The sequence below is a fragment of the Dactylosporangium thailandense genome (assembly GCF_059739745.1).
Window position 1 is genome coordinate 298,553 of the sequence record NZ_AP029195.1, and the last position, 20,463, is coordinate 319,015.

Here is a 20,463-nt window from a genome sequence, read left to right on the forward strand (position 1 = left end):
CCCCGTATTGGTGTTCTTCACGACGGAGGAAATGTGTCCGCAACCCGCCGGGTCGTCATCGCGCTCGCCGCCGCGGCGCTGTTAGCCCCAGCCGCCGTCGTCGCCACCGCGGGACCGGCCGCGGCGGCCGCCGACGCGGTCGCCGCCGGCGGGTACTCCGCCGTCATCAAGCGCACCTCCTACGGGGTGCCGCACATCAGCGCCGCGAACCTCGGCTCCGTCGCCTTCGGGCAGGCGTGGGCCTACGCCGAGGACCGCTTCTGCGACCTCGCCGACCAGATCGTCAAGGTGCGCAGCGAGCGCTCCCGCTACTTCGGCCCGGGCACGGACGACGCCAACCTGGCCACCGACTTCGCCTACGCCTCGCTCGGGGTCGTCGACCGCGCCCAGGCCCAGCTCGCCACGCTGAACGCCGACGAGCGCGACATGGTCAACGGCTACGTCCGCGGGTACAACGCCTTCCTGGCGAGCAGGACCGCCGCCCGGGTGCCGGGCTGGTGTGCGGGGCAGCCGTGGGTGAAGCCCATCAGCGCCGTGGACCTGCTCGCCTACGACCGCGACATCGCCCTGCTCGCCAGCGGCGGCGCGCTGCTGCTGCCGATCGCGGCCGCCACGCCGCCGTCGACCGCCGCGCTGGCCGTGTCCAAGCGGCAGGTCCAGGACGACGTCGCGGAGCTGACCGGGCAGAGCAAGTCGCTGTCGAGCAACGGCTGGGCGCTGGGCGCGGACAAGTCCCAGACCGGCAAGGGCATGCTCGTCGGCAACCCGCACTTCCCGTGGGAGGGCGAGCTGCGCTTCTGGGAGTCGCAGCTGACGGTGGCGGGCAACGTCAACGTGTACGGCGCGAGCCTCGGGGGCCTGCCGGGCGTGCAGATCGGCTTCACCGACAAGGTCGCGTGGACGCACACGATCGCGGCCGGCTCGCGGTACACCTTCTACTCCGTGAACCTCGTGCCGGGGCAGCCCACGAAGTACACCGTGGACGGCGCCACCGAGTCGATGACCGGCAAGTCCGTGACCGTCAAGGTGAAGCAGGCCAACGGGTCGCTGCAGAACGTGACCCGCACGATGTGGTCCACGCGCTACGGGCCGGTGCTCGACCTGTCGGCCATCGACCCGTCGCTGGGCTGGAACGAGTACTCCGCGATCACCTACCGCGACGCCAACATCGACAACGACAAGCTCATCCGCACGTGGCTGAACATGGCCCGGGCCACCGACGTGAACGGCCTGAAGGCCTCGATCGCCGCGAACCAGGGCATCCCGTGGGTGAACACGATCGCCACGGACTCCTCCGGCAACGCGTTCTACGTCGACTCCTCGCCGACGCCGAACCTCTCGCCGGCCTCGATCGCCGAGTGGTCGGGCAACCCGCTGGGCCTGCTCGACGGCAGCAACTCGGCCAACGCCTGGGTCGCCGCGCCGGGCGCCCGCTCGCCGGGGCTGGTGCCCTTCGCCCGGCAGCCGCAGCTGACCCGCCGCGACTACGTGTTCAACTCCAACGACAGCCACTGGGTGCCCAACGCCGGGCAGTTCCTGACCGGCTTCACGCCGCTGCAGGGGCCGGAGGGCACGCCGCTGACGGTCCGCACGCGGCAGAACGTCAAGCTCGTCACGAGCCAGGCCAAGTTCGACCTGGCCGGCCTCGGCACCACGATCCTGTCCGGCGACACGTACACGTCGGCGCAGCTGGCCGCGTACACCGTGAGCGCCTGCCAGGCCCGCGGCCACACGCCGGTGGTCGTGGACGGCACGCCGGTCGACGTCAGCGCCGGCTGCTCCGTGCTGGCCGCCTGGGACAAGCAGTTCGAGCTCGCCAGCCGCGGGGCCGTGCTGTGGCGCGAGACCGTGGGCGCCGTGGTCGCGGCCAACCCGGGCGCGCTGGACGAGGCCGGGCCGCTCTTCGGGACCGCGTTCAACCCCGCGGACCCGGGCCGGACCCCGCGCGGCGCCCCCGCCTCGCCCGACGGGCTGCTGGCCGGGCTGGCCCGGGGCATGCAGCGCATGCGGGCGGTCGGGCTGGCGCTCAACGTGCCGATGTCGCAGGTGCAGTACACGATCAAGAACGGCCAGAAGATCCCGGTGCCCGGGTCGACGGAGAACATCGGCAGCGCGAGCATGGCGCAGTACGAGCCCGCGCCCGGCTCGTCGCTGGAGCCGTTCATGGACCCGGGGACCTTCGTGCCGGGCAGCGACCTGACCGACAAGGGCTACGTCGTCAACTACGGGACCAGCTTCCTGCTGACCCTCGCCTACACCAGCAGCGGCCCGTCGGCCAAGTGCATCCTCACGTTCGGGGAGTCCGGGGACCGCTCGTCGCCGCATTACACGGACCAGACGCAGCTGTACTCCCAGAAGCGCCTGCGTGACTGCTCGTACTCGACCGCGGCCGTCAACGCCGACACCCAGTCGGTCGAGGTGATCGCCGCGACCGCCTGACCCGCTCGTCCGTCCTGCTCCGGCCGGTGCCCGCCCCGCGGGGGCCCGCCGGGGCGTGCCGGCTCGACTGCGGAGCGTCGTTCCTCTGTGGACGGTCGTACGGTCACGGTAGTCGCTCGGATGCGGACGGTCCGGTTGGGCTTGCGTTGGTCTCCGGTTCCGTTTGTGTTGGGCTGTGTTCGGTCGCGTGAGCTTGATCTCGTTCGATGGGCTCGGAGCGCTCCGGGCTGGTCAGGGACTTGATCTCGGCGCGCGGGGCTGACCTGCACGGCTGGTTTGACGGTGGGTGAGGGACTAGGGTGTGCGGGGGAGCGGGGCACATGGCGGTGTCGAGCCGGGAGGTTGGCATGCAGGCCCAAGACCGGCCGAGTGTTCCTCCCGCACCCACCGCCTCGTCACCCTCCGTGTCGGTTCCGGCACCCGCGCCGCTGCGGCCCTCGTCCTTCCGTTCCCGCGTCAGCCGCACGCTGGCGTCCCGCAATGTGCTGCGCGCCCGGCTCGGCCCGGCGGCGACGGCCGCCCCGACGATCGGACTCGAGGACGACACCGTGGAGGTCACCCCGCTGGGCATGCTGGAGACGCCGGTCGTCACCCGCACCTCGGTCCTGGAGCTGGCCGGCCTGCAGCAGGCCCTCGACGCCGACGCCGACACCGTCGCGCCTTCGGCGGACGCGCCCGGCGACGCCGAGCGCACGGCCGATCCGGCGGGCGGGCCCAATGTCCGGTGGTGGTCGCGCGGCGGGACCGTCGGCGGGGCGCCGTGGCTGGCCTCGCGGGGCGGCGCGGCCGACGGGGTCGTGGACTGGGCCGTGCGCGACGGGGCCTGGACGATCGAGCGGGTCCTCGCCGAGCGGGCGGTCACGCCGCTGTTCCAGCCCATCGTGGAGCTGGCCGGGTTGCGGCCGATCGGGGTCGAGGCGCTCTCGCGCGGCCCGGCCGGGTCGGGGCTCTGGCGGGCCCGCGACCTCTTCGCCGCGGCCGTCGCGGCCGGGCGGCTGGCCGAGCTCGACGCGCTGTGCGCGGAGCGGGCCCTCGAGACCGCCCGCGCCGCCGACGCGCCCCCGCCGCTCGTCTTCGTCAACGCCGAGCCCGCCGTCATCAACCAGCCGCTGTCCGCGCGGGTGCGGGAGCTCATGACGGACGCGCCGTTCCGGATGGTCCTCGAATACACCGAGCGCGCGCTCTCGGCCCACCCCGCCGCGCTGCTCCAGCTCGCCGCGACCGTGCAGGCCCACGGGCACTGCCTCGCGCTCGACGACGTCGGCGCCGACCCGATGTCCCTGGCCTTCCTGCCGCTGCTGGAGCCGGAGGTCGTCAAGCTCGACCTGCAGCTGCTGCGCGCGCCGCACGCGCCGCGCACCGTCGAGGTGGTGGCCGCGGTGAACGCGGTCGCCGAGCAGACCGGGGCGCTCATCGTGGCCGAGGGGATCGAGACGCCGCAGGACCTCGCCAACGCGCGGGCCCTCGGCGCGCACTGGGGCCAGGGGCTGCTGTTCGGCGAGCCGGCCCCGCTGCCCGAGCACGCCGGGCGGTTCGTGCCGGCGGCCCGCCTGCGCAAGTCGCGGCCGGACGTGCACCTGCCCGGCGGGACGCCGTTCGAGGCGGCCGCGGCCCGGGGCAAGACCCGCGCCGCCACGCCCGACGCGTTCGCGGCGCGGCTCGACCACGTGCTGCGGCGGGCCGGCAACGGCGCCGTCGTCCTGGCCACGTGCACCGACGCGGACACCGCGCGGTCGTGGCTGCCGTCGCTGACCGGGCTCGCCGAGCGGGCCGCGTTCGTCGGGCTGGTCGCGCCGCTGCACCCGGCCGCGGTCGGGCCCGGGGTGCGGTTCGCGCAGGGGCCGGGGGCCGCCGTCGAGGAGTGCGCGCTCATCGTCGTCGCGCCGCGCTACACCGCGGCGGTCTGCGGCCGGGGCTCGCACTCGGCGATGGAGTTCGCGCACACGGAGGACGGGGCGCTGGTCGCCGAGATGGCGCGGATCGTGCTGCAGCAGCTTCCGCGTTAGCGTCGTCCTTGCCCCCCACGGAGGCCGGGATTTCTGGCGGGAGCGACGGTCCGCAGCTGACGCGGGCCCGAGCAGAAATCCACCGCAACGCACCGCGGGCCGTTCGTGCCGTCCACTGTGGACGCCGATCCGGGCCTGCGCTGTGCGAGAGTGGTCGGATGAGCGAGTGGACGCGGTGGCACGAGGCGTACGACGTCCCCGGCTCGGCGCTCGCCGTGCGGCTGGGGATCGTCATCCGGCGCGTGGCGGAGGCCCTCGACGGGCGGGCCCCGGGGCCGGTGCGGCTGGTCAGCATGTGCGCCGGCCAGGGGCGGGACGTCGCCGGGGCGCTCGACGGGCACCCGCGCCGCGCCGACGTCACCGGGCGGCTCGTCGAGCTCGACGCCGGCAACGCCGCCGTCGCGCGGGACCTGCTCGCCGGGACGGCGCTCGAGGTCGTGCGGGGCGATGCCGGGGACAGCGCGGCCTATGCGGGGGCCGTGCCCGCCGACGTCGTGCTCGTCTGCGGGGTGTTCGGCAACATCACCGACGACGACATCCGCGCCACGGTCGCGGCGCTGCCCGAGCTGGGCGCGCGGGTGATCTGGACCCGGCACCGCCGCGCGCCCGACGTCACCGCCGGCATCCGGAGGTGGTTCGCCGAGGCCGGGTTCCGCGAGGTCGCCTTCGACTCGCCGGGCGAGCTCGAGATCGGGGTCGGCGTGCACGAGCTGGCGGTGCCGCCGCGCCCGCACACCGGCCCGCGGCGGCTATTCACCTTTGTGCCGCGGGCACCGCGAGGGTGACGGCGCCGGGCACCGCCTCGGCCTCCACGCGCTTGACCCGCTTGCGGGCCCCGCCGTCGAGCTCCAGGAGGACGGGCTCGGCGAACTCGGCGTACACTTTCCGCGCGCGGCCCATCCGCACGAACTTCGACCGGTCCGTGCGCCCCGTCGCCATGACCCCGACCGTGCGCGCCCACTGCAGCGCCCCGCGCGCGGTGGTCACGCCGACCTCCAGCCGGCCGTCGAACGGGCTCGCGTCGTCGAACGCCTTGATCCCGCCCGAGATCGTGCCGATGTTGCCCATGAGCAGGCACGTCGAGGGGCCCTCGAACCACGGCTCGTCGTCGAGGTGCACGATCGTGTGCACCGGGGCGTCCCGCACGTGGCGCAGCGCGGTGCGCACATAGGCGAAGCGGCCGGCCTGGCGCTTGAGCCGGCGGTCGGCGTCCTCGATCATCGCGGCGTCGAAGCCGGCCCCCGCCATCACCGCGAAGTGCTCGCCGTCGATGCGGCCCAGGTCGTACCGCCGGCGCTCGCCGTGCAGCCCGATCTGCACGGCCGCGCGGATGTCGCGGGGGATGCGCAGCGCCGAGGCGAACAGGTTCGCGGTCCCGGCCGGGACGATGGCGACCGTGGCGCCGGTGCCCGCCACCGCGTCGACGCAGCGCTGCACCATGCCGTCGCCGCCCCACACGAACACCAGGTCCGCACCGGCGTCGACGGCCTTGCGGACCTTCTTGGGGGCCTTCTTGCTCTTCGGTACCGTATGCCAGCCGACCTTGCCGGCCCCCGCCCGGTCGAGCTCGCGCCGCAGCTCGTCGAGCCCGCCCCCGAGCGTCTTCTTCCGGTGTGCCACCACCACGATCCTCACGCCGCGAACGTACCCATCGGCGTCATTGACCAATCGTGCTCACCGATGGCTACGATGGTGGCCTGATGGACACCTCCGACGACGCCCGGACGCGCATCGACACCACCGTCGCGCACCCGGCCAGGCGATACAACTACTGGTTGGGCGGCAAGGACCACTTCGCCGCCGATCGGGCCTCCGGCGACGCGATCGCGGCCGCCATGCCCGGCGTCAAGCTCATGGCGGTGGAGAACCGCGCCTTCATGGGCCGCGCCGTGCGATACCTTGCCGAGCAGGGCATCCGGCAGTTCCTCGACATCGGCACCGGCATCCCGGCGCCGAACAACACCCACGAGATCGCCCAGGCCGTCGACCCGTCCAGCCGCGTGGTCTACGTGGACAACGACCCCATCGTGCTCACCCACGCGCGGGCGCTGCTGACCAGCGCGCCGGGCGGCACGAACGCCTACATCGACGGCGACCTGCGCGAGCCCGACGCGATCCTGAAGCACCCCGACCTGACCGGCACCCTGGACCTGTCCAAGCCGGTCGGCCTGCTGCTCGTCGCGGTCCTGCACTTCATTCGCGAGGACGAGCACCCGCAGGAGATCGTCGACAAGCTCACCGCCGCCCTCGCCCCCGGCAGCTACCTGGTCGCGTCCCACGCCACCTGGGAGTTCCTGCCCGACGAGGCCATCCGGGCGCTGAGCGCCAACAACGCCGACGGCCGCTTCCAGGCCCGCACGGGCGCGCGCTTCGCCGAGCTGCTGTCGGCCTTCGAGCTGGTCGAGCCGGGCATCGAGTCGGTCGCCTACTGGCACGCCGCCGACGTCCCCGGCCCGCGCCCGCCGGCCGAGGAGGTCGCCTGCCACGGTGCCGTGGCCCGCATCCGGTGACGCTGCCGGACCCGCACTTCTGGGACCTGTTCGACGGCATCCCGTTCTGCGACGCGGACGCCCTGGCCGCGCGGCTGGCCCAGCGCCCGGCCGAGGGCATCGCCGACTTCGAGCGGTCCCTGCACGCGCTCGTGCGCTCCAGCAACACCCGCGACCTGCTGGCCGCCTGCGTCGTGGTGCACAGCGGCGGGTACTCCGACGAGTCCTGGCTGCACTTCCGCCTCTGGCTGATCGGCCAGGGCCGCGAGACCTTCACCGGCGCGCTGCGCGACCCCGACGCCGTCGCCGGAATCCCGGACATCATCGCCTTCGCCGCGGGCCGGCGGCCGTACCCGCACTACCCGGAGCTGCTGACCGTGGCCGAGCGGGCGTACGACCTGATGGCGGCCCGGGTCCCGGCCGAGCTCGCCGAGCTGCCCGACCTGAGGGAGCTCTTCTCGCGCTGAGGCCGGGCGGCGACATGTCGGACGCTGCGCGATCCGACATGTCTGATTTTTCGCCTGTCGGGCGGCATGGTGGGATCCTGGCGACGGACGCGGAATGCAACGTCGTTCGGCCCGAAATCCGTGCCGGACCATCCGTCCCGACAAGCGCGACCGGGCGCTACCGTGCCCGCCGCCCCGCGGGAAGGATCGCTGCCATGCATATCGACCGGGCGACCCTGCATGTCAGTGAGCTGATGCGGCAGATCTCACGCACCGAGATCCGGCTGCCGGAGCTGCAGCGCAGCTACGTCTGGCGCCCGACGCAGGTCGCCAAGCTGGTCGACTCGCTGTATCACGGCTTCCCGTTCGGCTCGCTGCTGTTCTGGCAGTCCGACGAGGCCCCGGCCACGCGGGAGCTCGCGGTCACCGGGGTCGCGGAGAAGCCGGTCCAGCCGCCGCTCTACCTCCTCGACGGCCAGCAGCGGCTGACCTCCCTGCACCGGGTCTTCCACGACCACCCCGAGGCCCAGATCGTCTTCCACGTCGAGAAGGAGCGGTTCCAGAACCAGAGCGCCGCAACGCAGGCGGATCCGAGCTGGATCAAGGTGTACTCGCTGCTGCGGCGCGACGAGTCGCTCGTCTCGTTGATCAAACGTCTGCGGGCGGCGGGCTGCCAGCTCGACGAACTGGAGATCGAGACGCGCGTGGGCGCGGTCCGCTCGCTCGGGGACCGGACCTTCCACGTCGAGACGCTGCGCGAGTGCGGGTACCAGGAGGTCTCCGAGATCTTCGTGCGGGTCAACAGCGCGGGCCGGCACCTCAGCCGGGCCGACCTGGCGATGTCCACGCTCTCGGCCAAGTGGCCCGGCGTGCTGGACAAGTTCCAGAAGGAGGCGGGTCACTGGCAGCGCGCGGGCTACGGCGATCTCGACGTGGAGTTCCTGGCCCGGGCCTTCGCGGGCGTACTGTTCGGCGGCGGCATGTCCTCCTGGTCGGTCAACGATCTCAGCCGGGTCGGCGAGGCGGACCTGGCCAAGGCGTGGGAGACGGTGCAGCGCGGCCTGCGGCACCTGGTCCCGCTGCTGAAGGCGAACCTCAGGCTCGCCCGGTCCGGCCCGCTGCCCTCGCTCGTGGCGCTGATCCCGCTCATCGTGCTGCTCGGCGAGCGCCCCGACGGGCCGATGGAGCGGCAGACCGCCGACGCGCTGCTCTACTGGCTGCTCATCGCGACGATCCGGGCCCGCTACTCGACGTCCTCCGACACCAATCTGGCCCGCGACATCCAGGCCGCCCGCAAGCCCGAGCCGGCCCGGGAGCTGCTGCGCAACCTCGGCGTGCTGCAGGCCGTGCCCAGCATCACCGCGGAGTCCCTGGCCGGCCGGTCGAAGGAGAGCCCGTACTTCTTCCTGAGCCTCCTCGTCGCCCAGCGCAACGGCGCCCGCGACTGGTGGTACGCGACCTCGATCATGCCGGGGGAGAGCGACGACTTCCAGCTGCAGTACCACCACGTCCACCCCGTGGCGACGCTCGACCGCTACGACAAGGGCGAGATCAACGACCTGGCCAACCTCGCCTTCATCTCCCGCAAGGCCAACCTGAAGATCAGTGACCGCTCGCCCGCCGACTACTTCCCGAGCGTCGAGGCGGACACGCTCCAGGCCCACTACATCCCGCTGGACGAGGACCTGCGCGCCGCGGCGGCGTTCCCCCGGTTCCTCGCGCAGCGGCGGCGGCTGCTGGCCGAGGCGATGACCGACCTGCTCGCGTCGTTCCGCCCGAAGTGGCTCGACCAGGCCCTGCCGAGCGGGCCGGCCACGACGAGCGACGGCTACAAGCTGACCATGGTGCTGTACGGCAGCGCCTGGATTCCCGGCCGGCTGCTCTTCCGCGCCTCCGGCACCGGGGTGGAGTGGACGGGCACGACCGAGATGGAGGACTTCGCGGCCGCGATCGAGGCGGCCTGCACCGAGGGCCGGGACGGCGACGTGGAGATCAACGGCGAGTCGGTGCCGGTGCAGGTGCTCGAGGACGCGATCGAGGTGCCGATCGGGCCGTTCGTCGTCTCCGGTACCGCGCAGGAGTGGACGGACATCATCGAGCGCGAGCGGGTGTCCATGCGCTCGGTGGCGCACCTGCCGGCGGTCGACGAGAAGCCGTGGGCCGGCGAGCGGATCGCGCTGCCGGCCAGCAGCACCGACTAGCTTTAGCGGTCCCAGCTGCCGGAGAAGACCGACGCGGGGCGGTTGAGCAGGCCGGCGGTGCCCGCGGCGATGTTCTTGCGCAGCTGGGCCTTCGACTTGGCGCCCTTCGACGTCACCGGCGGGCCGATGCGGTCGGCGAGCTCGCGCATCAGGGGGAGCGACAGCTCCTTGTCGCGGCCGATGAGGTACCGCTCGACGGCGTCCTCCTCGGTGAGCGCCTTGATGTCCGCGATGATCGCGTCGAGGTCGACGGCGGAGCGGGTCGCCTTCGCCGTCGCGCGCGCGGGAGCCGCCGTTTCGCCGCCCGCCCGCTCACCGTCCGCGTTCGCACGGTCGGGGGCCGTGCGCAGGGCCGCCACGGTGCCGTCGGTGTCGCGGAACTCGACGTGGGCGCGGCCCTCGGCCAGGGCCGCCAGCTGCTCCTCGGTCAGGCCGCCGAGGAGCCGGCCGATCTCGTTGAGCGCGAGGGCGGCCAGCTTGGGGGATTGGGTCACGTCACAACCTCTCGAACATCTTGAGCAGCTCGTCGACGCAGTCGTGCAGGTTCGTGCGCACCTCGGGTGCCACGCCGCCCGCCATGATCGTGGGCACCCCGTGCCGGCCCGACGCCGCGTACGCGTTGCTGCGGTCCCGGATGAGCGTGTCGAACACCGGCACGCCGAGCGCCTTCACCTCGTTGATGAACTGGGCCTGCACGTCGATGGGGCTGCCGTTGTACCACTGCACCATCGTGAACAGCACGGCCACGCGCGGCATGCGCATCAGCGGCGCCTCCGCCGGCGCGGCCTCGCGGTGCTGGTTGAACGCCTTGGTCAGCTCCAGGAGCCGCTGGCCCATGACCTGGATCGCCTCGGTGGACAGGAAATCGGGCCGGGCGGGCATGAGCAGCATGTCGGCGGCGACCGTCGCCATCTTCGTGGTGAGCGAGAACGCTGGCGCGCAGTCGACGAGCACGACGTCGTACTTCGAAAACGCCGGATCGCTCAGATCCTCCGCGAGCCGCCGGTGCAGGGCGACAAACTTCGACGGCTTGATGTGACCGGAGTTGTCCACGGCGCCCGGAATGAGGCTCTCGGAGTTGATGATGAGGGGATCCGACGGTACGAGCTCGAGCCAGCCGCCCTGCTTGCCGATCAGCGCGTTGCACCGCGGCGGGCTGAACACGAGATCGGCGAGCACCTGCGCGCGGCCCTTGTCCGGCGCTCGGAACCACGCGCCGACGGTCTGCAGCTTCGACAGGAACAGCTGCGACTCGTCGACGGTGAAGAACGACTTGGTGAGGCTCGCCTGCGGGTCGAGGTCGATCATGAGAACCTTGAGACCGCGGGCGGCGAGTCCGGCGCCGAGATTGGCGGTAATCGTCGTCTTGCCCACGCCGCCCTTGTTGTTGACGACGGCCACGATCCTCACGCCCACCACCTCCGCGAGTCCCACACCACGCTGGACGGTAGAGGAATCGCCGCGCCATCGGCACCGGCGCGCGTACGCGTTCCCGGCGGCCGTTCGACGCCCCCGCGCGAGCCATGAAGCCGATGCATTCCGGCTCCTGCCGCGCCGCTCCTGGCCAGCGCCGCCGCGCCGCTCCCGGCCCGCGCCGCTCTCGGCCCGCGCCGTTCCCGGCCCGCGCCGTTCCCGGCCCGCGCCGCTCTCGACCCGCGCCGCGCCGCGCCGTTCCCGGCCCGCGCCGTTCCCGGCCCGCGCCGTTCCCGGCCCGCGCCGCTCTCGGCCCGCGCCGTTCCCGGCCCGCGCCGTTCCCGGCCCGCGCCGCTCTCGACCCGCGCCGCGCCGCGCCGTTCCCGGCCCGCGCCGTTCCCGGCCCGCGCCGTTCCCGGCCCGCGCCGCTCTCGGCCCGCGCCGCGCCGCGCCGCTCTCGGCCCGCGCCGCGCCGCGCCGCTCTCGGCCCGCGCCGTTCCCGGCCCGCGCCGTTCCCGGCCCGCGCCGTTCCCGGCCCGCGCCGTTCCCGGCCCGCGCCGTTCCCGGCCCGCGCCGTTCCCGGCCCGCGCCGTTCCCGGCCCGCGCCGTTCCCGGCCCGCGCCGTTCCCGGCCCGCGCCGTTCCCGGCCCGCGCCGCGCCGCGCCGCTCCTGGCTCGGGTCGCCGCGCTGCGCCCGGCCGGGTCGCCGCGCCGCGACTGGCCGTGGTCGCCCGCGCCGCGCCCGGTCGCCGGGCTGGACGAACCGGGCCGATGCCCCGACAGGCGAAAAATGCGGATATATCGGGCGTGCGGCACCGGCCGGGGGATCGCGCGGCGACTCCGCCGCGAGCGGCGAACGGCCGCCGCGACACATCGCGGCGGCCGTTCGGGAAGTGCGGAACAGCGTTGTCAGGCCTGCTCGGGGGCCGTCTCCTCGCGGCGGGCGTCCTGAGCCGAGGCGCTGTCCGGCTGCGTCGGGAGCTGCTCGGGGATCTGGCGGGCCGGCACCTTCGGGTATTCGCCGGTGTCGCCGCCACCGCCGGCCGCCGCGGCCATGACCGCCGCCGCGGCGAGGTCGGCCACGCGCTTCGCCTCGCGCTGGACTCGCGCCCGGACCTCCTTGGCGTGCCGCTCGGCCGAGTCCGCGGCCTGGCGGGCGTGCTCGAGGCGGGTCAGCTCGCTGGTGAGGCTCTGCTTGGTCTCGCCCAGGCGCTGCTGGAGCGTCGTCACCTCGCGGCCGAGCTCCGTCGACTCGCGGCGGGCGTCGGCCAGCTTGGTCTGGGTCGACTCCAGCTCCGCCTGCAGCTGCGTGAGGGCCTTCTGGCGAGCCTGGATGTCCTGCTGTACCGCCGCCAGCTGCTGCTGATGGCGAGCGTTCTCCTCCTCGGAGCGCTTGCGCAGGTCCGCGGCGAACTTCTGCGCGTCGGCGTGCAGGGCCGCGTTCTTCTGGTCCGAGGCCTGGCGCTGCTGGGTCAGGTCACGCTCGGTGCTCTGGCGCTGCTCGGTGAGCTCGCGGTCGCAGGCGGCCTTGAGCTCCTCGATCTCGCGCTGCGCGGCGGCCTTCCACTGCGCCAGCTCCTGCTGGGCCTGCGCCCGGCCGGCCTTGACCTCGGCGAGCACCTGCTGCCGCGCGGCCTCGGCCAGCGCGTCGGCCTCGGAGCGCGTCTTCTCCATGTGCTCGACGCTCTGCTCGTGGATGCGCTTGGCCTCGGCCTCGGAGCGCTCGCGCGCGCCCTCACCGTCGGCGATGAGCTTCTCGGCGCGCTCCTTGGCCTCGGCGAGCGCCTTCTCGGCGTTCGCCTGGTGCTCGGCGGCCTTCTGCTCGGTGTTGTCGATGATCACGCCGGCCTGCTTCTCGGCCAGCGCGAGGATCTGGTCGACCATCGGGCCGAGGTGGCGGAAGGAGGCGCGGTCGACCCGGGCCGGCCGCTGCTTCACCTCGACCAGCTCCGCCTGCAGCTGCTTGAGCTGTGCGGTCAGGTCCTGCACCTGGTTGGTCAGATCCTGGGCCTGCCCGGCCGCGCGCTTGCGGTCGTTCGTGAGGCTCGCGATCTGCCGGTCGAGCTGGTTGAGGTACTGGTCGACCTGGCGCTTGTCGTAGCCCCGGACCTGTTGCGTGAAATTGGGCCGCGCCGCGGCGTCGTCGCGCTGCGTCAACAGATCCCCGCCATGGGTCATGAATCGATCCTCCATACGATCGGGAAGCTTGACGCCGCCGCTCACGGACGGTGGCACACGGCCCGCCAGCACATCCAAAACGCTACCGAGCCCCTTGCGCAAGTCTTCGGTTTGCGAAGAGGTTGTTTCGGGCAGGATACGCGTCGAGACCGTTTTATCCCGAATTTTCCGGACGTGTCGCGACCACAGTGGACAATCGGTCACTCGTACGGCACCGAACGTCGCTCCCGCCGGCCCGGACCCGCCCGCCTGACGCCCAACTCACACCCGCACGGCCGACTCGCGTGACACCCGAATCGTGACCGCGCGCCGACCCGCGGCCACCCGCTCGTCGCCGCGCCCGCGCCCACCGGAGGACACGCGTGATGGCCGTTGGGCGACGCGGCATCGACGCCCGCTCGCCTGTTCGGCACCCACCACGCGTCCACTCGGCCGACGCACGTGATGGCCGACCGGCCGATCACGCCACCCGCGGCCCGCCACCCGCGGCCCGCGCACAACCGAGCACCCGGCGCGCAAAGACGAGCAGTGAAAACGCGCGACACGACCACACGACACGCGCGCGCACGCGACCGCGGAGCAGACTCGCGCGGAGCGGGCTGTGCGGTGCGGGCTGTGCGGTGCGGGCTGTGCGGTGCGGGCTGTGCAGTGCGGGCTGTGCGGTGCGGAGTGCGGTGCGGTGCGGGCTGTGCGGTGCGGGCTGTGCGGTGCGGGCTGTGCGGTGCGGGCTGTGCGGTGCGGAGTGCGGTGCGGTGCGGTGAGGCGCGGAGTGCGGCGCGGTGAGGCGCGGAGTGCGGTGCGGTGCGGAGTGCGGAGCGGAGCCGTGCAGAGGTGCGGGTCGTGGCCGGGTTCGGGCCGATCGAGTCGTGGCGTGGGCGCGTGGCGCGGTCGGGGCGGCGCGATCCGGGTCCCGCGGTGGTGTGCGTACGGCCTACGCTGTTCGCCATGGCCGATCTGCCCGAGCGCATCGACCCACGGCAACTGCGAGCCTCGGACGCCGACCGCGAGCGCGTCGCCGAAGTGCTGCGCACCGCGGCCGCCGAGGGGCGGCTCGACCTGGACGAGGTCGATGAGCGGTTGCACGCGGTGTACGCGGCCCGCACGTACGCCGATCTCGAGCCCGTCGTGCGCGACCTGCCCACCGCCGGGTCCGCCCCGCTGCCGATGATGGACGGCGTGCCGCCCCGCCCCGGCGAGGTGCCCGCGACCGGTTCGGCCGTCGCGGTCATGAGCGGCTTCACCCGCCGCGGCGCCTGGGTGGTGCCGAAGGTGTTCACGTGCTTCGCGTTCTGGGGCGGCGGTACGGTCGACCTGCGCGAGGCCCGCATGCTCCACGGCGAGGTGAAGATCCGCGCGTTCGCCCTCATGGGCGGCGTGAACGTCATCGTGCCGCAGGACGCCGAGGTGCACGTGACCGGCAGCGGGTTCATGGGCGGCTTCGGGCACGACGCCTCCGGCCCGGGGCGGCACGGCGCCCCGCGGATCACCGTCACCGGGTTCGCGATGTGGGGCGGCGTGGGCGTCGAGCGGCGCAAGCGCAAGCGGCGCTCTCTCGAAGAAGAGGGCCAGGGCGCCGGCTCGTAACCGGGCGGGGCAGGCGGACCGGGGCGCCGCCGCTGGACACCCGGCTCCGGAAGGATTTCCCGAGGCGCCTGAGGACCCCCGGGCCGGCGAAATGCCGACGCGCTGGGAAGGTGGGCGGCGCGCGGCTCCTACGCTGTGCGGCATGACGACGGTTGCGGTGCGCGGCGAGTCCGTGCGCGAGGTTGATCCCGAAATCGCCGAGTTCACGGTGGTGGTGTCGGCCCGTGATCGGGACCGGGACACGACGCTCGGGCGGCTGCGGGAGCGCGCCGATGGTCTTCGGCAGCTCATGGAGCGCTTCGGCGAAGCCGTCGAAAAGCGAGAAACCTCAGGCCTTCACGTGTACCCGGAGAGCTCGGGCAAACGCGGGGAGCGCGTCTCGGCGTACAACGGCAGCGTCTCGACCACGGTCCGCATCCGCGACTTCGCGGCGCTCGGGGAGATCATGCTCGCCGTCGCCGGGCAGGAGCAGGCTCAGGTGCACGGGCCGGTCTGGTCGGTGCGGCCGGACAGCCCGGTGCACAAGGACGCGCGGCGGGCGGCGGTCGAGAACGCGATCGCACGGGCCCGCGAATACGCGGAGGCGCTCGGCGCCGAGGTGATCGAGCTCGTCGAGCTGGCCGACCCCGGCCTCGGGCGCGCCGAGGGGGTGCAGCCGTTCGCGCAGGGGTACGGCGGCGGCCTGCTGCGCAGCAAGTCGAGCGGCGGCGGCGGGTACGCGGACCTGCAGCTTGACCCCGAACGCCAGCGCGTGACGGCCGCGGTCGAGGCGCGGTTCACCATCACGGCGCCGGTGCTCTGACCGGACCCCGAAGCCGGGCTCGGGAGTCGCCGCCGGCACCGTAGCGCGGGCACTGCCTGCGTTGCGAACCGGCGCCCGCTCGCGGCGCCGTACGTGCGGGCTTTGCCGACGTCGCGAGCCGGCGCCCGCTCGCGACTCGTGGCGTGCGGGCGCTGCCGGTGTCGTGTGCCGGCGTCGGGGCGCCTGCCCTGAGCAGGCGCCGGGCGGCGGGAGGGTGCAGCACGGAAAGGGGTGGTGCGGGGGAGAGGCTAGGAGAAGGCCGGCTCCTGTTCGGCCTCGATCTGGGCGTTCCACGCGCGCTTCGAGGCCTGCCAGCCGTCCTCGTCGTGGCCCATGCGCCAGTACCCCGACACGGACATGCGTTCGCGGGGGAGGGAGCGGTCGATTCGGAGGTACCGTCGCAGCTCCTTCACGAACGTCGCCTCCCCATGCACGAAGGCGTGCACCGCCTCCGGGCCGGCGCCGGTGGGCCACGGCAGCGCGAGCACGGCCGGCACCAGCGCCGAGCCGATCGGGCCGGTGCCGCGGTCCAGCCACGTGATGCCGGGGATGTCCTGCCGGTCCTGCGGGTTCCCGAGCTCGACGAACGCGGTGCACGTGGCGCCGGCCGGGACGCGGGGCAGGGCGGCGGCGATCGCGGGCAGGGCGCTCTCGTCGCCGGCGAGGAGGTGCCAGGTGGCGGCGGGGTCGGGCGAGTAGGCGCCGCCGGGGCCGTTGAAGTGCAGCTCGTCGCCGGGGCGGGCGTTGACCGCCCACTGCGCGGCCAGCCCGCTGTCGCCGTGCAGCACGAAGTCGAGCGTGAGTTCGCGGGTGGCCGGGTTCCACTCGCGCACGGTGTACGTCCGCGTGACCGGCCACAGCTCCCGCGGCATCGACGCGCGGGCGTCCACCGGGTCGAACGGCTGCGGATAGTCCACGCCGGGGCGCGGGAACATCAGCTTGACGTAGTGGTCGGTGTGCTCTCCCGCTGCGAACCGGGCCAGCCCGTCGCCGCCGAGCACGACGCGGTGCATGTTCGGGGTCAGGCGCTCGGCGCGCACGACCCGGCCGGTGTGGGGCACGGGGGCGGGCCGCGGTGGCCCGGACGGAAGGACGGACACAGTGCAAAGGGTAGTCTGCCCTTACCGCCCCGCCACCTGTGATTCGGCTCCTGCCGATGACCGCCGCTCAGGGTTGCCGCCGCGGATCACCGTCAAAGCTCGTGGCCGGAGGCCGCCCGCCGCCGGCCGCAGCGGGAAGCCCCCGCGCGCGAGGGGCCGCCGAAGGCCACCCGCCGAAGCACCCGGAGAAGCCGTAGAAGCACCCGAAGAAGCCGTAAGAAGCGACGCCGGCACGAAGCGGGCGCGCCGTTGAATCCGACAAATCCGGCGACGGGGTATAAATCCGATAAGTCGTGGCGCGGAGCGCCCGACTTATCGCCCGCAACACCTCACAGCGCCGAGTCCAGCTGTTCGCGCAGCTTGGCCTTGGGCCGCGCGCCCACGTGCCACGACACCAGCTCCCCCGAGCGGAACACCGCCAGCGTAGGCATCGACAGCACCCCGTAGGCGCGAGCCGTGACCGGGTTCTCGTCGGCGTTGAGCTTCACGATGCGGACCCGCCCCGAGTACTCGGTCGACAGCTCCTCCAGCATCGGCGCGATCCGATGGCACGGCGGGCACCACTCGGCCCAGAAGTCCACGAGCACGGGCACGTCGCTGGACAGTACCTCGGCGGCGAACGTCTTGTCGGTGACCTCGATCGTCATGCGGGCTCCTCCTCGGCAGTGGCCTGCGCCAGCTCGCGCTCCACCACGCCGCGTACCGCCTGCAGGCGCGCGATGCACCCGTCCAGGTCGGCGAGCTTGCGGCCCAGCACCTCGATCGAGCCCGGGCACTCGGCGCCCGAGGCGCGGCCCGAGCGCAGGCACTCCACGAAGGGGCGCGTGTCCTCGAGGTTGAAGCCGATCTCCAGCAGCGAGCGGATCTCGCGCACCAGGCGCAGGTCGGACTCGTCGTACTCGCGGTAGCCGTTGGTGGTGCGCCGCGCGGCGATGAGGCCGTGCTGCTCGTAGTAGCGCAGGGCACGCGTGCTGGTGCCCGCACGCTCCGCCAACTCGCCGATCCGCATGGAGGCCACGCTAAACCTTGACGCCCGCGTCAAGGCTAGTCAACGCTCAGTCCGAGTCGGTCAGGCCCTCGATCCGCCGGGCGTGCTCGATCATGCCGTGGATGGCCTCCAGGCTGGGCCCGGACAGGCCCGCGGCCCGCAGGGCGACCGAGCGCACCGCGCTGTCGCGCAGCACCGCCAGCAGGTCGAGCTGCTCCTCGATGCGCCGGACGGTGGCCGGGTCGTCGTCGAGGAAGTAGGCGGCGTTGACGCCGAAGAACTCGGCGAGCGCCTCCAGGTGCCGCTTGGTCGGGTTGTCGCGGGCGCCCTTGCGCAGCTGCCACACGTATGTGTGCGAGATCATGACGCCGCGCTCGCGGATGGCGGCGGCCACCTCCTCGTAGGTGTACTCGCCGCGTCCGGCCGGGTGGACCGTGCGGAACAGGCGGTCCAGCTTGGCCGCGAGTGTCGGCTCACTCATCGCATCAACCCTTGACAATCCCGCCGGTTGGATGGAAATGTCCATCATAAGCTCAGATTTACGGGCACCGTGCACCCATCAACTCAGGTTTACGAGGCGCTGGGGACATCGGGGGGATCGTTGTGGCCGGGTCGCCGGATCGGCGCCAACTCGGGGGTGGTCACAACGCTTCCAGTCCGCAGGAGCGCACGCGCCTGCTCCACCAGGCTCGTGTCGGCGTCCGGGGGTGCCTGCTGAGCTTGCCCCAGCTCCCACTGCGCGTCGCGGATCTCGATGATCCGGCGGTAGAGGCGCAGGTCCACGCCCCGGACCGTGAGCAGGTCGGCGAGGCGGGACGGGGGATCGCCGAGCACGACGTGCGGGACGGCCGCCACCGACGCCGCCCACAGGGGACGCAGCCGTTGCAGGGCCGCGTAGTGCGCCAGCCACCGCTGGAGCCCGCCGATCGCCGGCAGGGCCGCGCCCGAGGCGAACAGCAGCAGCATCGCGGCCAGGATCACCCGCGACAGGCTCTCCGCGCCCGGGCCGTTCATCACGTCGCTGCCCAGGGCGTTGCTCACCTGGAACGCGACCCGGTTGGCGATGAACAGCAGCCCGACGAGCGCCCCGCCAGTCAGCAGCCGCAGCCCGGCGCGCATGGTGCCGCGCTCGGCCCGCCCGGCCGCGGGGTGGAACAGGGCCAGGCAGCACGCGAGGCCGACGAGCAGGCCGAACTGGGTCAGCACGCCGTAGGCGGTGACCAGCGGCGTGCCGGCGTGCTCGGCCACGAAGTCGCCGCGGGCGGGACTGCGCGGCACCAGCACGAACAGCACCGCCATGGTCACGCCGGTCGCGGCGAGCAGCGCATAGGCCCAGCGGCGCAGCCGGGGACGGTCGGCGACCGGCCCGGGCATGAGGCCGGTGACGTGGACCATCGCGGCCGATGCGGCGACGGTCGCCAGATTCTTCAGCGGTACCGATATGTCGGCCACATGCAGCAACCGGTCCGTGGCGAACGAGATCTCCCGCCGGTTGAACGTGAACGAGAGCGCGGCGAGCAGGACCACCAGCCGGACGGCCCGGCCCCGGGGCGGCTGCGGCGTCGCGAAGCGCCAGACGGTGAACGCCCAGAGCGAGCCGAGCACCAGGAACTCGAGGGTGTCAGCGAAGGCCATGGCCCGGTCCCGGGATGAGCGCCTCCTGCAGGCCCTGCAGGAGCGGGTCGTCGGTGCGCGGGGCGGTGCCGCCGCGCAGCACCCGGCCGCTGATCATCGTCGCGATCATCTCGGCCACCTGCTCCTGCGGCGCCGAGTAGGTCGAGCGCAGCAGCACCCGCGCGACGGTCGCCGGGTCCAGGTCCGGCAGCACGAGACCGGGCGCCCTGTGGTCGCAGAGGATGTGCCCGATCTCGTGCAGGATGATGTGCCGGCGGTGCAGCGGGTCGGCCCCGGCCGCGTAGAAGATGTGGTCGGCCTGCTCGGTCGCGAGCCACAGCCCGCACGGTGCGCCGGACGGCGCGGGCTGTGGATGCAGGTGCAGGTCGCGGCCGCGGCGCGCGGCGACCATCGACAGGAACACGGACAGGTCGAAGGGCTCCGGCACCTCGATGTCCGCGATCAGCCGCCGGCACTGCCGTTCGAGCCGCCGCAGTCGCACCCCGCCAGCCTAGGCCCTGCCCGCGAGAAGGTGAAAAGTGCTCAGGCGGCCCGGCGCAGGTGCTCGGTCAGCTGGCTCGCCGCCCGTACCGCCGCCATCTTCCCGTTGCGGATCAGCATCAGGTCCTCGACGGCGCACGCGGGCGGGGTGTGCCCGAGCGTCGCGGCGAGCTGCGGGTTGGCCCGCGACCACTTCGACAGCGACTCGCACACCTCGGCCTCGAGCGCGAGCGGCGAGAGCGGGCCCGCGGTGCCCACGGCGTCGAGCATGCGCTCGCGGTGCGTCCAGTAGGACCAGACCTTGGCCTCGTCGAGCAGCTGGGCGACGGCGTCGGTGCGCCGGTAGTGCAGCGCGAGCTGGATCGAGTCGGTGCGGCCGTCGTCGATGAACGCGTCGATCATCGGGTGCCGGGCGTGCGCGCCGGCGACCTCGTAGAACGTGCTGCGGCTGCCGTTGGGCGCGGCCGCCTCGACGATGCTCTTCCAGGTCAGCGGGGCACCGGGCGCGGCGGCGACGAGGCTCGCGACCGCGCGGAAGTACACGGTCTTGGTCCGCCAGTGGCTGCGCTTGGCCGTCGGGTTGGCCGACAGGCGCTTGTGCCACCGGCTCACGACGGTGTCGCGGAGAGCCTTGCCGAAGTCCGGGGAACCCGTCAGCGGCGGTGCCAGGGTCGTCATGCTCATCGGCTCTGTCCTGCCTGTC

19 protein-coding genes are annotated in these 20,463 nt (G+C 73.3%); 8 read left to right on the forward strand and 11 right to left on the reverse strand.

The genetic code is table 11. The features are described from left to right. Positions 1 to 33: 33 nt before the first annotated feature. The 3 genes from AC6JBM_RS01250 to AC6JBM_RS01260 all read left to right on the forward strand — a co-directional run bounded on the left by AC6JBM_RS01250 (position 34) and on the right by AC6JBM_RS01260 (position 5,230). Positions 34 to 2,439 carry a penicillin acylase family protein gene (locus AC6JBM_RS01250; RefSeq protein ID WP_497981757.1) on the forward strand — a complete coding sequence of 802 codons (2,406 nt, stop codon included), beginning with the start codon at positions 34 to 36 and terminating at the stop codon, positions 2,437 to 2,439. Between the two features lie 404 nt (positions 2,440 to 2,843). Further along, positions 2,844 to 4,445, forward strand: a complete 1,602-nt coding sequence (locus tag AC6JBM_RS01255) for an EAL domain-containing protein (protein ID WP_497981758.1) — start codon at positions 2,844 to 2,846, stop codon at positions 4,443 to 4,445. A 158-nt stretch (positions 4,446 to 4,603) separates the two neighbouring features. Continuing rightward, on the forward strand, positions 4,604 to 5,230 hold the full coding sequence (locus AC6JBM_RS01260) for a class I SAM-dependent methyltransferase (RefSeq protein ID WP_497981759.1): 627 nt from the start codon (positions 4,604 to 4,606) through the stop codon (positions 5,228 to 5,230). On the opposite strand, the gene AC6JBM_RS01265 is transcribed toward AC6JBM_RS01260, so the two are convergent. Next, complete coding sequence (locus AC6JBM_RS01265; protein ID WP_497981760.1) at positions 5,199 to 6,080, reverse strand: diacylglycerol/lipid kinase family protein; 882 nt, start codon at positions 6,078 to 6,080, stop codon at positions 5,199 to 5,201. The two genes, AC6JBM_RS01260 and AC6JBM_RS01265, sit on opposite strands and share 32 nt — an antisense overlap. 65 nt (positions 6,081 to 6,145) lie before the next feature. Between AC6JBM_RS01265 and AC6JBM_RS01270 the strand changes: the two genes are divergently transcribed. From AC6JBM_RS01270 to AC6JBM_RS01280, 3 genes are all read left to right on the forward strand, one after another. Then, positions 6,146 to 6,955: an SAM-dependent methyltransferase gene (locus AC6JBM_RS01270; RefSeq protein WP_497981761.1), complete on the forward strand. Its 810-nt coding sequence runs from the start codon at positions 6,146 to 6,148 to the stop codon at positions 6,953 to 6,955. Next, positions 6,952 to 7,401: a DUF4240 domain-containing protein gene (locus AC6JBM_RS01275; RefSeq protein ID WP_497981762.1), complete on the forward strand. Its 450-nt coding sequence runs from the start codon at positions 6,952 to 6,954 to the stop codon at positions 7,399 to 7,401. Before AC6JBM_RS01270 ends, AC6JBM_RS01275 begins: the two co-directional genes overlap by 4 nt. Before the next feature lie 194 nt (positions 7,402 to 7,595). Then, complete coding sequence (locus tag AC6JBM_RS01280; protein ID WP_497981763.1) at positions 7,596 to 9,581, forward strand: GmrSD restriction endonuclease domain-containing protein; 1,986 nt, start codon at positions 7,596 to 7,598, stop codon at positions 9,579 to 9,581. Between the two features lie 2 nt (positions 9,582 to 9,583). Here the strand turns inward: AC6JBM_RS01280 and AC6JBM_RS01285 are convergent, their stop codons facing one another. From AC6JBM_RS01285 to AC6JBM_RS01295, 3 genes are all read right to left on the reverse strand, one after another. Next, on the reverse strand, positions 9,584 to 10,075 hold the full coding sequence (locus AC6JBM_RS01285; protein ID WP_497981764.1) for a hypothetical protein: 492 nt from the start codon (positions 10,073 to 10,075) through the stop codon (positions 9,584 to 9,586). A gap of 1 nt (position 10,076) precedes the next feature. Further along, positions 10,077 to 10,991: a ParA family protein gene (locus AC6JBM_RS01290; protein ID WP_497981765.1), complete on the reverse strand. Its 915-nt coding sequence runs from the start codon at positions 10,989 to 10,991 to the stop codon at positions 10,077 to 10,079. A gap of 911 nt (positions 10,992 to 11,902) precedes the next feature. Beyond that, positions 11,903 to 13,171 carry a hypothetical protein gene (locus AC6JBM_RS01295; protein ID WP_497981766.1) on the reverse strand — a complete coding sequence of 423 codons (1,269 nt, stop codon included), beginning with the start codon at positions 13,169 to 13,171 and terminating at the stop codon, positions 11,903 to 11,905. A 945-nt stretch (positions 13,172 to 14,116) separates the two neighbouring features. Between AC6JBM_RS01295 and AC6JBM_RS01300 the strand changes: the two genes are divergently transcribed. Both AC6JBM_RS01300 and AC6JBM_RS01305 read left to right on the forward strand, forming a co-directional pair. After that, entirely contained in the window at positions 14,117 to 14,755 is a 639-nt protein-coding gene (locus AC6JBM_RS01300) for a DUF1707 SHOCT-like domain-containing protein (protein ID WP_497981767.1), read from the forward strand. A 142-nt stretch (positions 14,756 to 14,897) separates the two neighbouring features. Further along, positions 14,898 to 15,557: an SIMPL domain-containing protein gene (locus tag AC6JBM_RS01305; RefSeq protein ID WP_497981768.1), complete on the forward strand. Its 660-nt coding sequence runs from the start codon at positions 14,898 to 14,900 to the stop codon at positions 15,555 to 15,557. Positions 15,558 to 15,805: 248 nt separating this feature from the next. Here AC6JBM_RS01305 and AC6JBM_RS01310 read toward each other — a convergent pair whose 3' ends face one another. The 7 genes from AC6JBM_RS01310 to AC6JBM_RS01340 all read right to left on the reverse strand — a co-directional run bounded on the left by AC6JBM_RS01310 (position 15,806) and on the right by AC6JBM_RS01340 (position 20,444). After that, a complete protein-coding gene (locus AC6JBM_RS01310; protein ID WP_497981769.1) occupies positions 15,806 to 16,657 on the reverse strand; it encodes a siderophore-interacting protein in 852 nt (283 codons plus the stop codon). Positions 16,658 to 16,986: 329 nt separating this feature from the next. Then, on the reverse strand, positions 16,987 to 17,304 hold the full coding sequence (gene trxA, locus AC6JBM_RS01315; RefSeq protein WP_350625008.1) for a thioredoxin: 318 nt from the start codon (positions 17,302 to 17,304) through the stop codon (positions 16,987 to 16,989). Beyond that, positions 17,301 to 17,666, reverse strand: a complete 366-nt coding sequence (locus AC6JBM_RS01320) for a MerR family transcriptional regulator (RefSeq protein WP_497981770.1) — start codon at positions 17,664 to 17,666, stop codon at positions 17,301 to 17,303. The genes trxA and AC6JBM_RS01320 overlap by 4 nt, the downstream gene beginning before the upstream one ends. 46 nt (positions 17,667 to 17,712) lie before the next feature. Next, complete coding sequence (locus tag AC6JBM_RS01325) at positions 17,713 to 18,126, reverse strand: XRE family transcriptional regulator (RefSeq protein ID WP_497981771.1); 414 nt, start codon at positions 18,124 to 18,126, stop codon at positions 17,713 to 17,715. Between the two features lie 89 nt (positions 18,127 to 18,215). Then, positions 18,216 to 19,280, reverse strand: a complete 1,065-nt coding sequence (locus AC6JBM_RS01330) for an MAB_1171c family putative transporter (protein WP_497981772.1) — start codon at positions 19,278 to 19,280, stop codon at positions 18,216 to 18,218. After that, on the reverse strand, positions 19,267 to 19,761 hold the full coding sequence (locus tag AC6JBM_RS01335) for a hypothetical protein (protein ID WP_497981773.1): 495 nt from the start codon (positions 19,759 to 19,761) through the stop codon (positions 19,267 to 19,269). Before AC6JBM_RS01335 ends, AC6JBM_RS01330 begins: the two co-directional genes overlap by 14 nt. Before the next feature lie 41 nt (positions 19,762 to 19,802). Further along, complete coding sequence (locus tag AC6JBM_RS01340; RefSeq protein ID WP_350625018.1) at positions 19,803 to 20,444, reverse strand: hypothetical protein; 642 nt, start codon at positions 20,442 to 20,444, stop codon at positions 19,803 to 19,805. Between the last annotated feature and the right edge of the window lie 19 nt (positions 20,445 to 20,463).

Bases quoted from the DNA above. Each gene is read 5' to 3' on its own strand.
- AC6JBM_RS01260 (WP_497981759.1), top strand. From the start codon at position 4,604: ATGAGCGAGTGGACGCGGTGGCACGAGGCGTACGACGTCCCCGGCTCG.
- AC6JBM_RS01295 (WP_497981766.1), bottom strand. From the start codon at position 13,171: ATGACCCATGGCGGGGATCTGTTGACGCAGCGCGACGACGCCGCGGCG.
- trxA (WP_350625008.1), bottom strand. From the start codon at position 17,304: ATGACGATCGAGGTCACCGACAAGACGTTCGCCGCCGAGGTACTGTCC.
- AC6JBM_RS01270 (WP_497981761.1), top strand. From the start codon at position 6,146: ATGGACACCTCCGACGACGCCCGGACGCGCATCGACACCACCGTCGCG.
- AC6JBM_RS01300 (WP_497981767.1), top strand. From the start codon at position 14,117: ATGGCCGATCTGCCCGAGCGCATCGACCCACGGCAACTGCGAGCCTCG.
- AC6JBM_RS01305 (WP_497981768.1), top strand. From the start codon at position 14,898: ATGACGACGGTTGCGGTGCGCGGCGAGTCCGTGCGCGAGGTTGATCCC.
- AC6JBM_RS01325 (WP_497981771.1), bottom strand. From the start codon at position 18,126: ATGAGTGAGCCGACACTCGCGGCCAAGCTGGACCGCCTGTTCCGCACG.
- AC6JBM_RS01280 (WP_497981763.1), top strand. From the start codon at position 7,596: ATGCATATCGACCGGGCGACCCTGCATGTCAGTGAGCTGATGCGGCAG.
- AC6JBM_RS01340 (WP_350625018.1), bottom strand. From the start codon at position 20,444: ATGAGCATGACGACCCTGGCACCGCCGCTGACGGGTTCCCCGGACTTC.
- AC6JBM_RS01320 (WP_497981770.1), bottom strand. From the start codon at position 17,666: ATGCGGATCGGCGAGTTGGCGGAGCGTGCGGGCACCAGCACGCGTGCC.
- AC6JBM_RS01330 (WP_497981772.1), bottom strand. From the start codon at position 19,280: ATGGCCTTCGCTGACACCCTCGAGTTCCTGGTGCTCGGCTCGCTCTGG.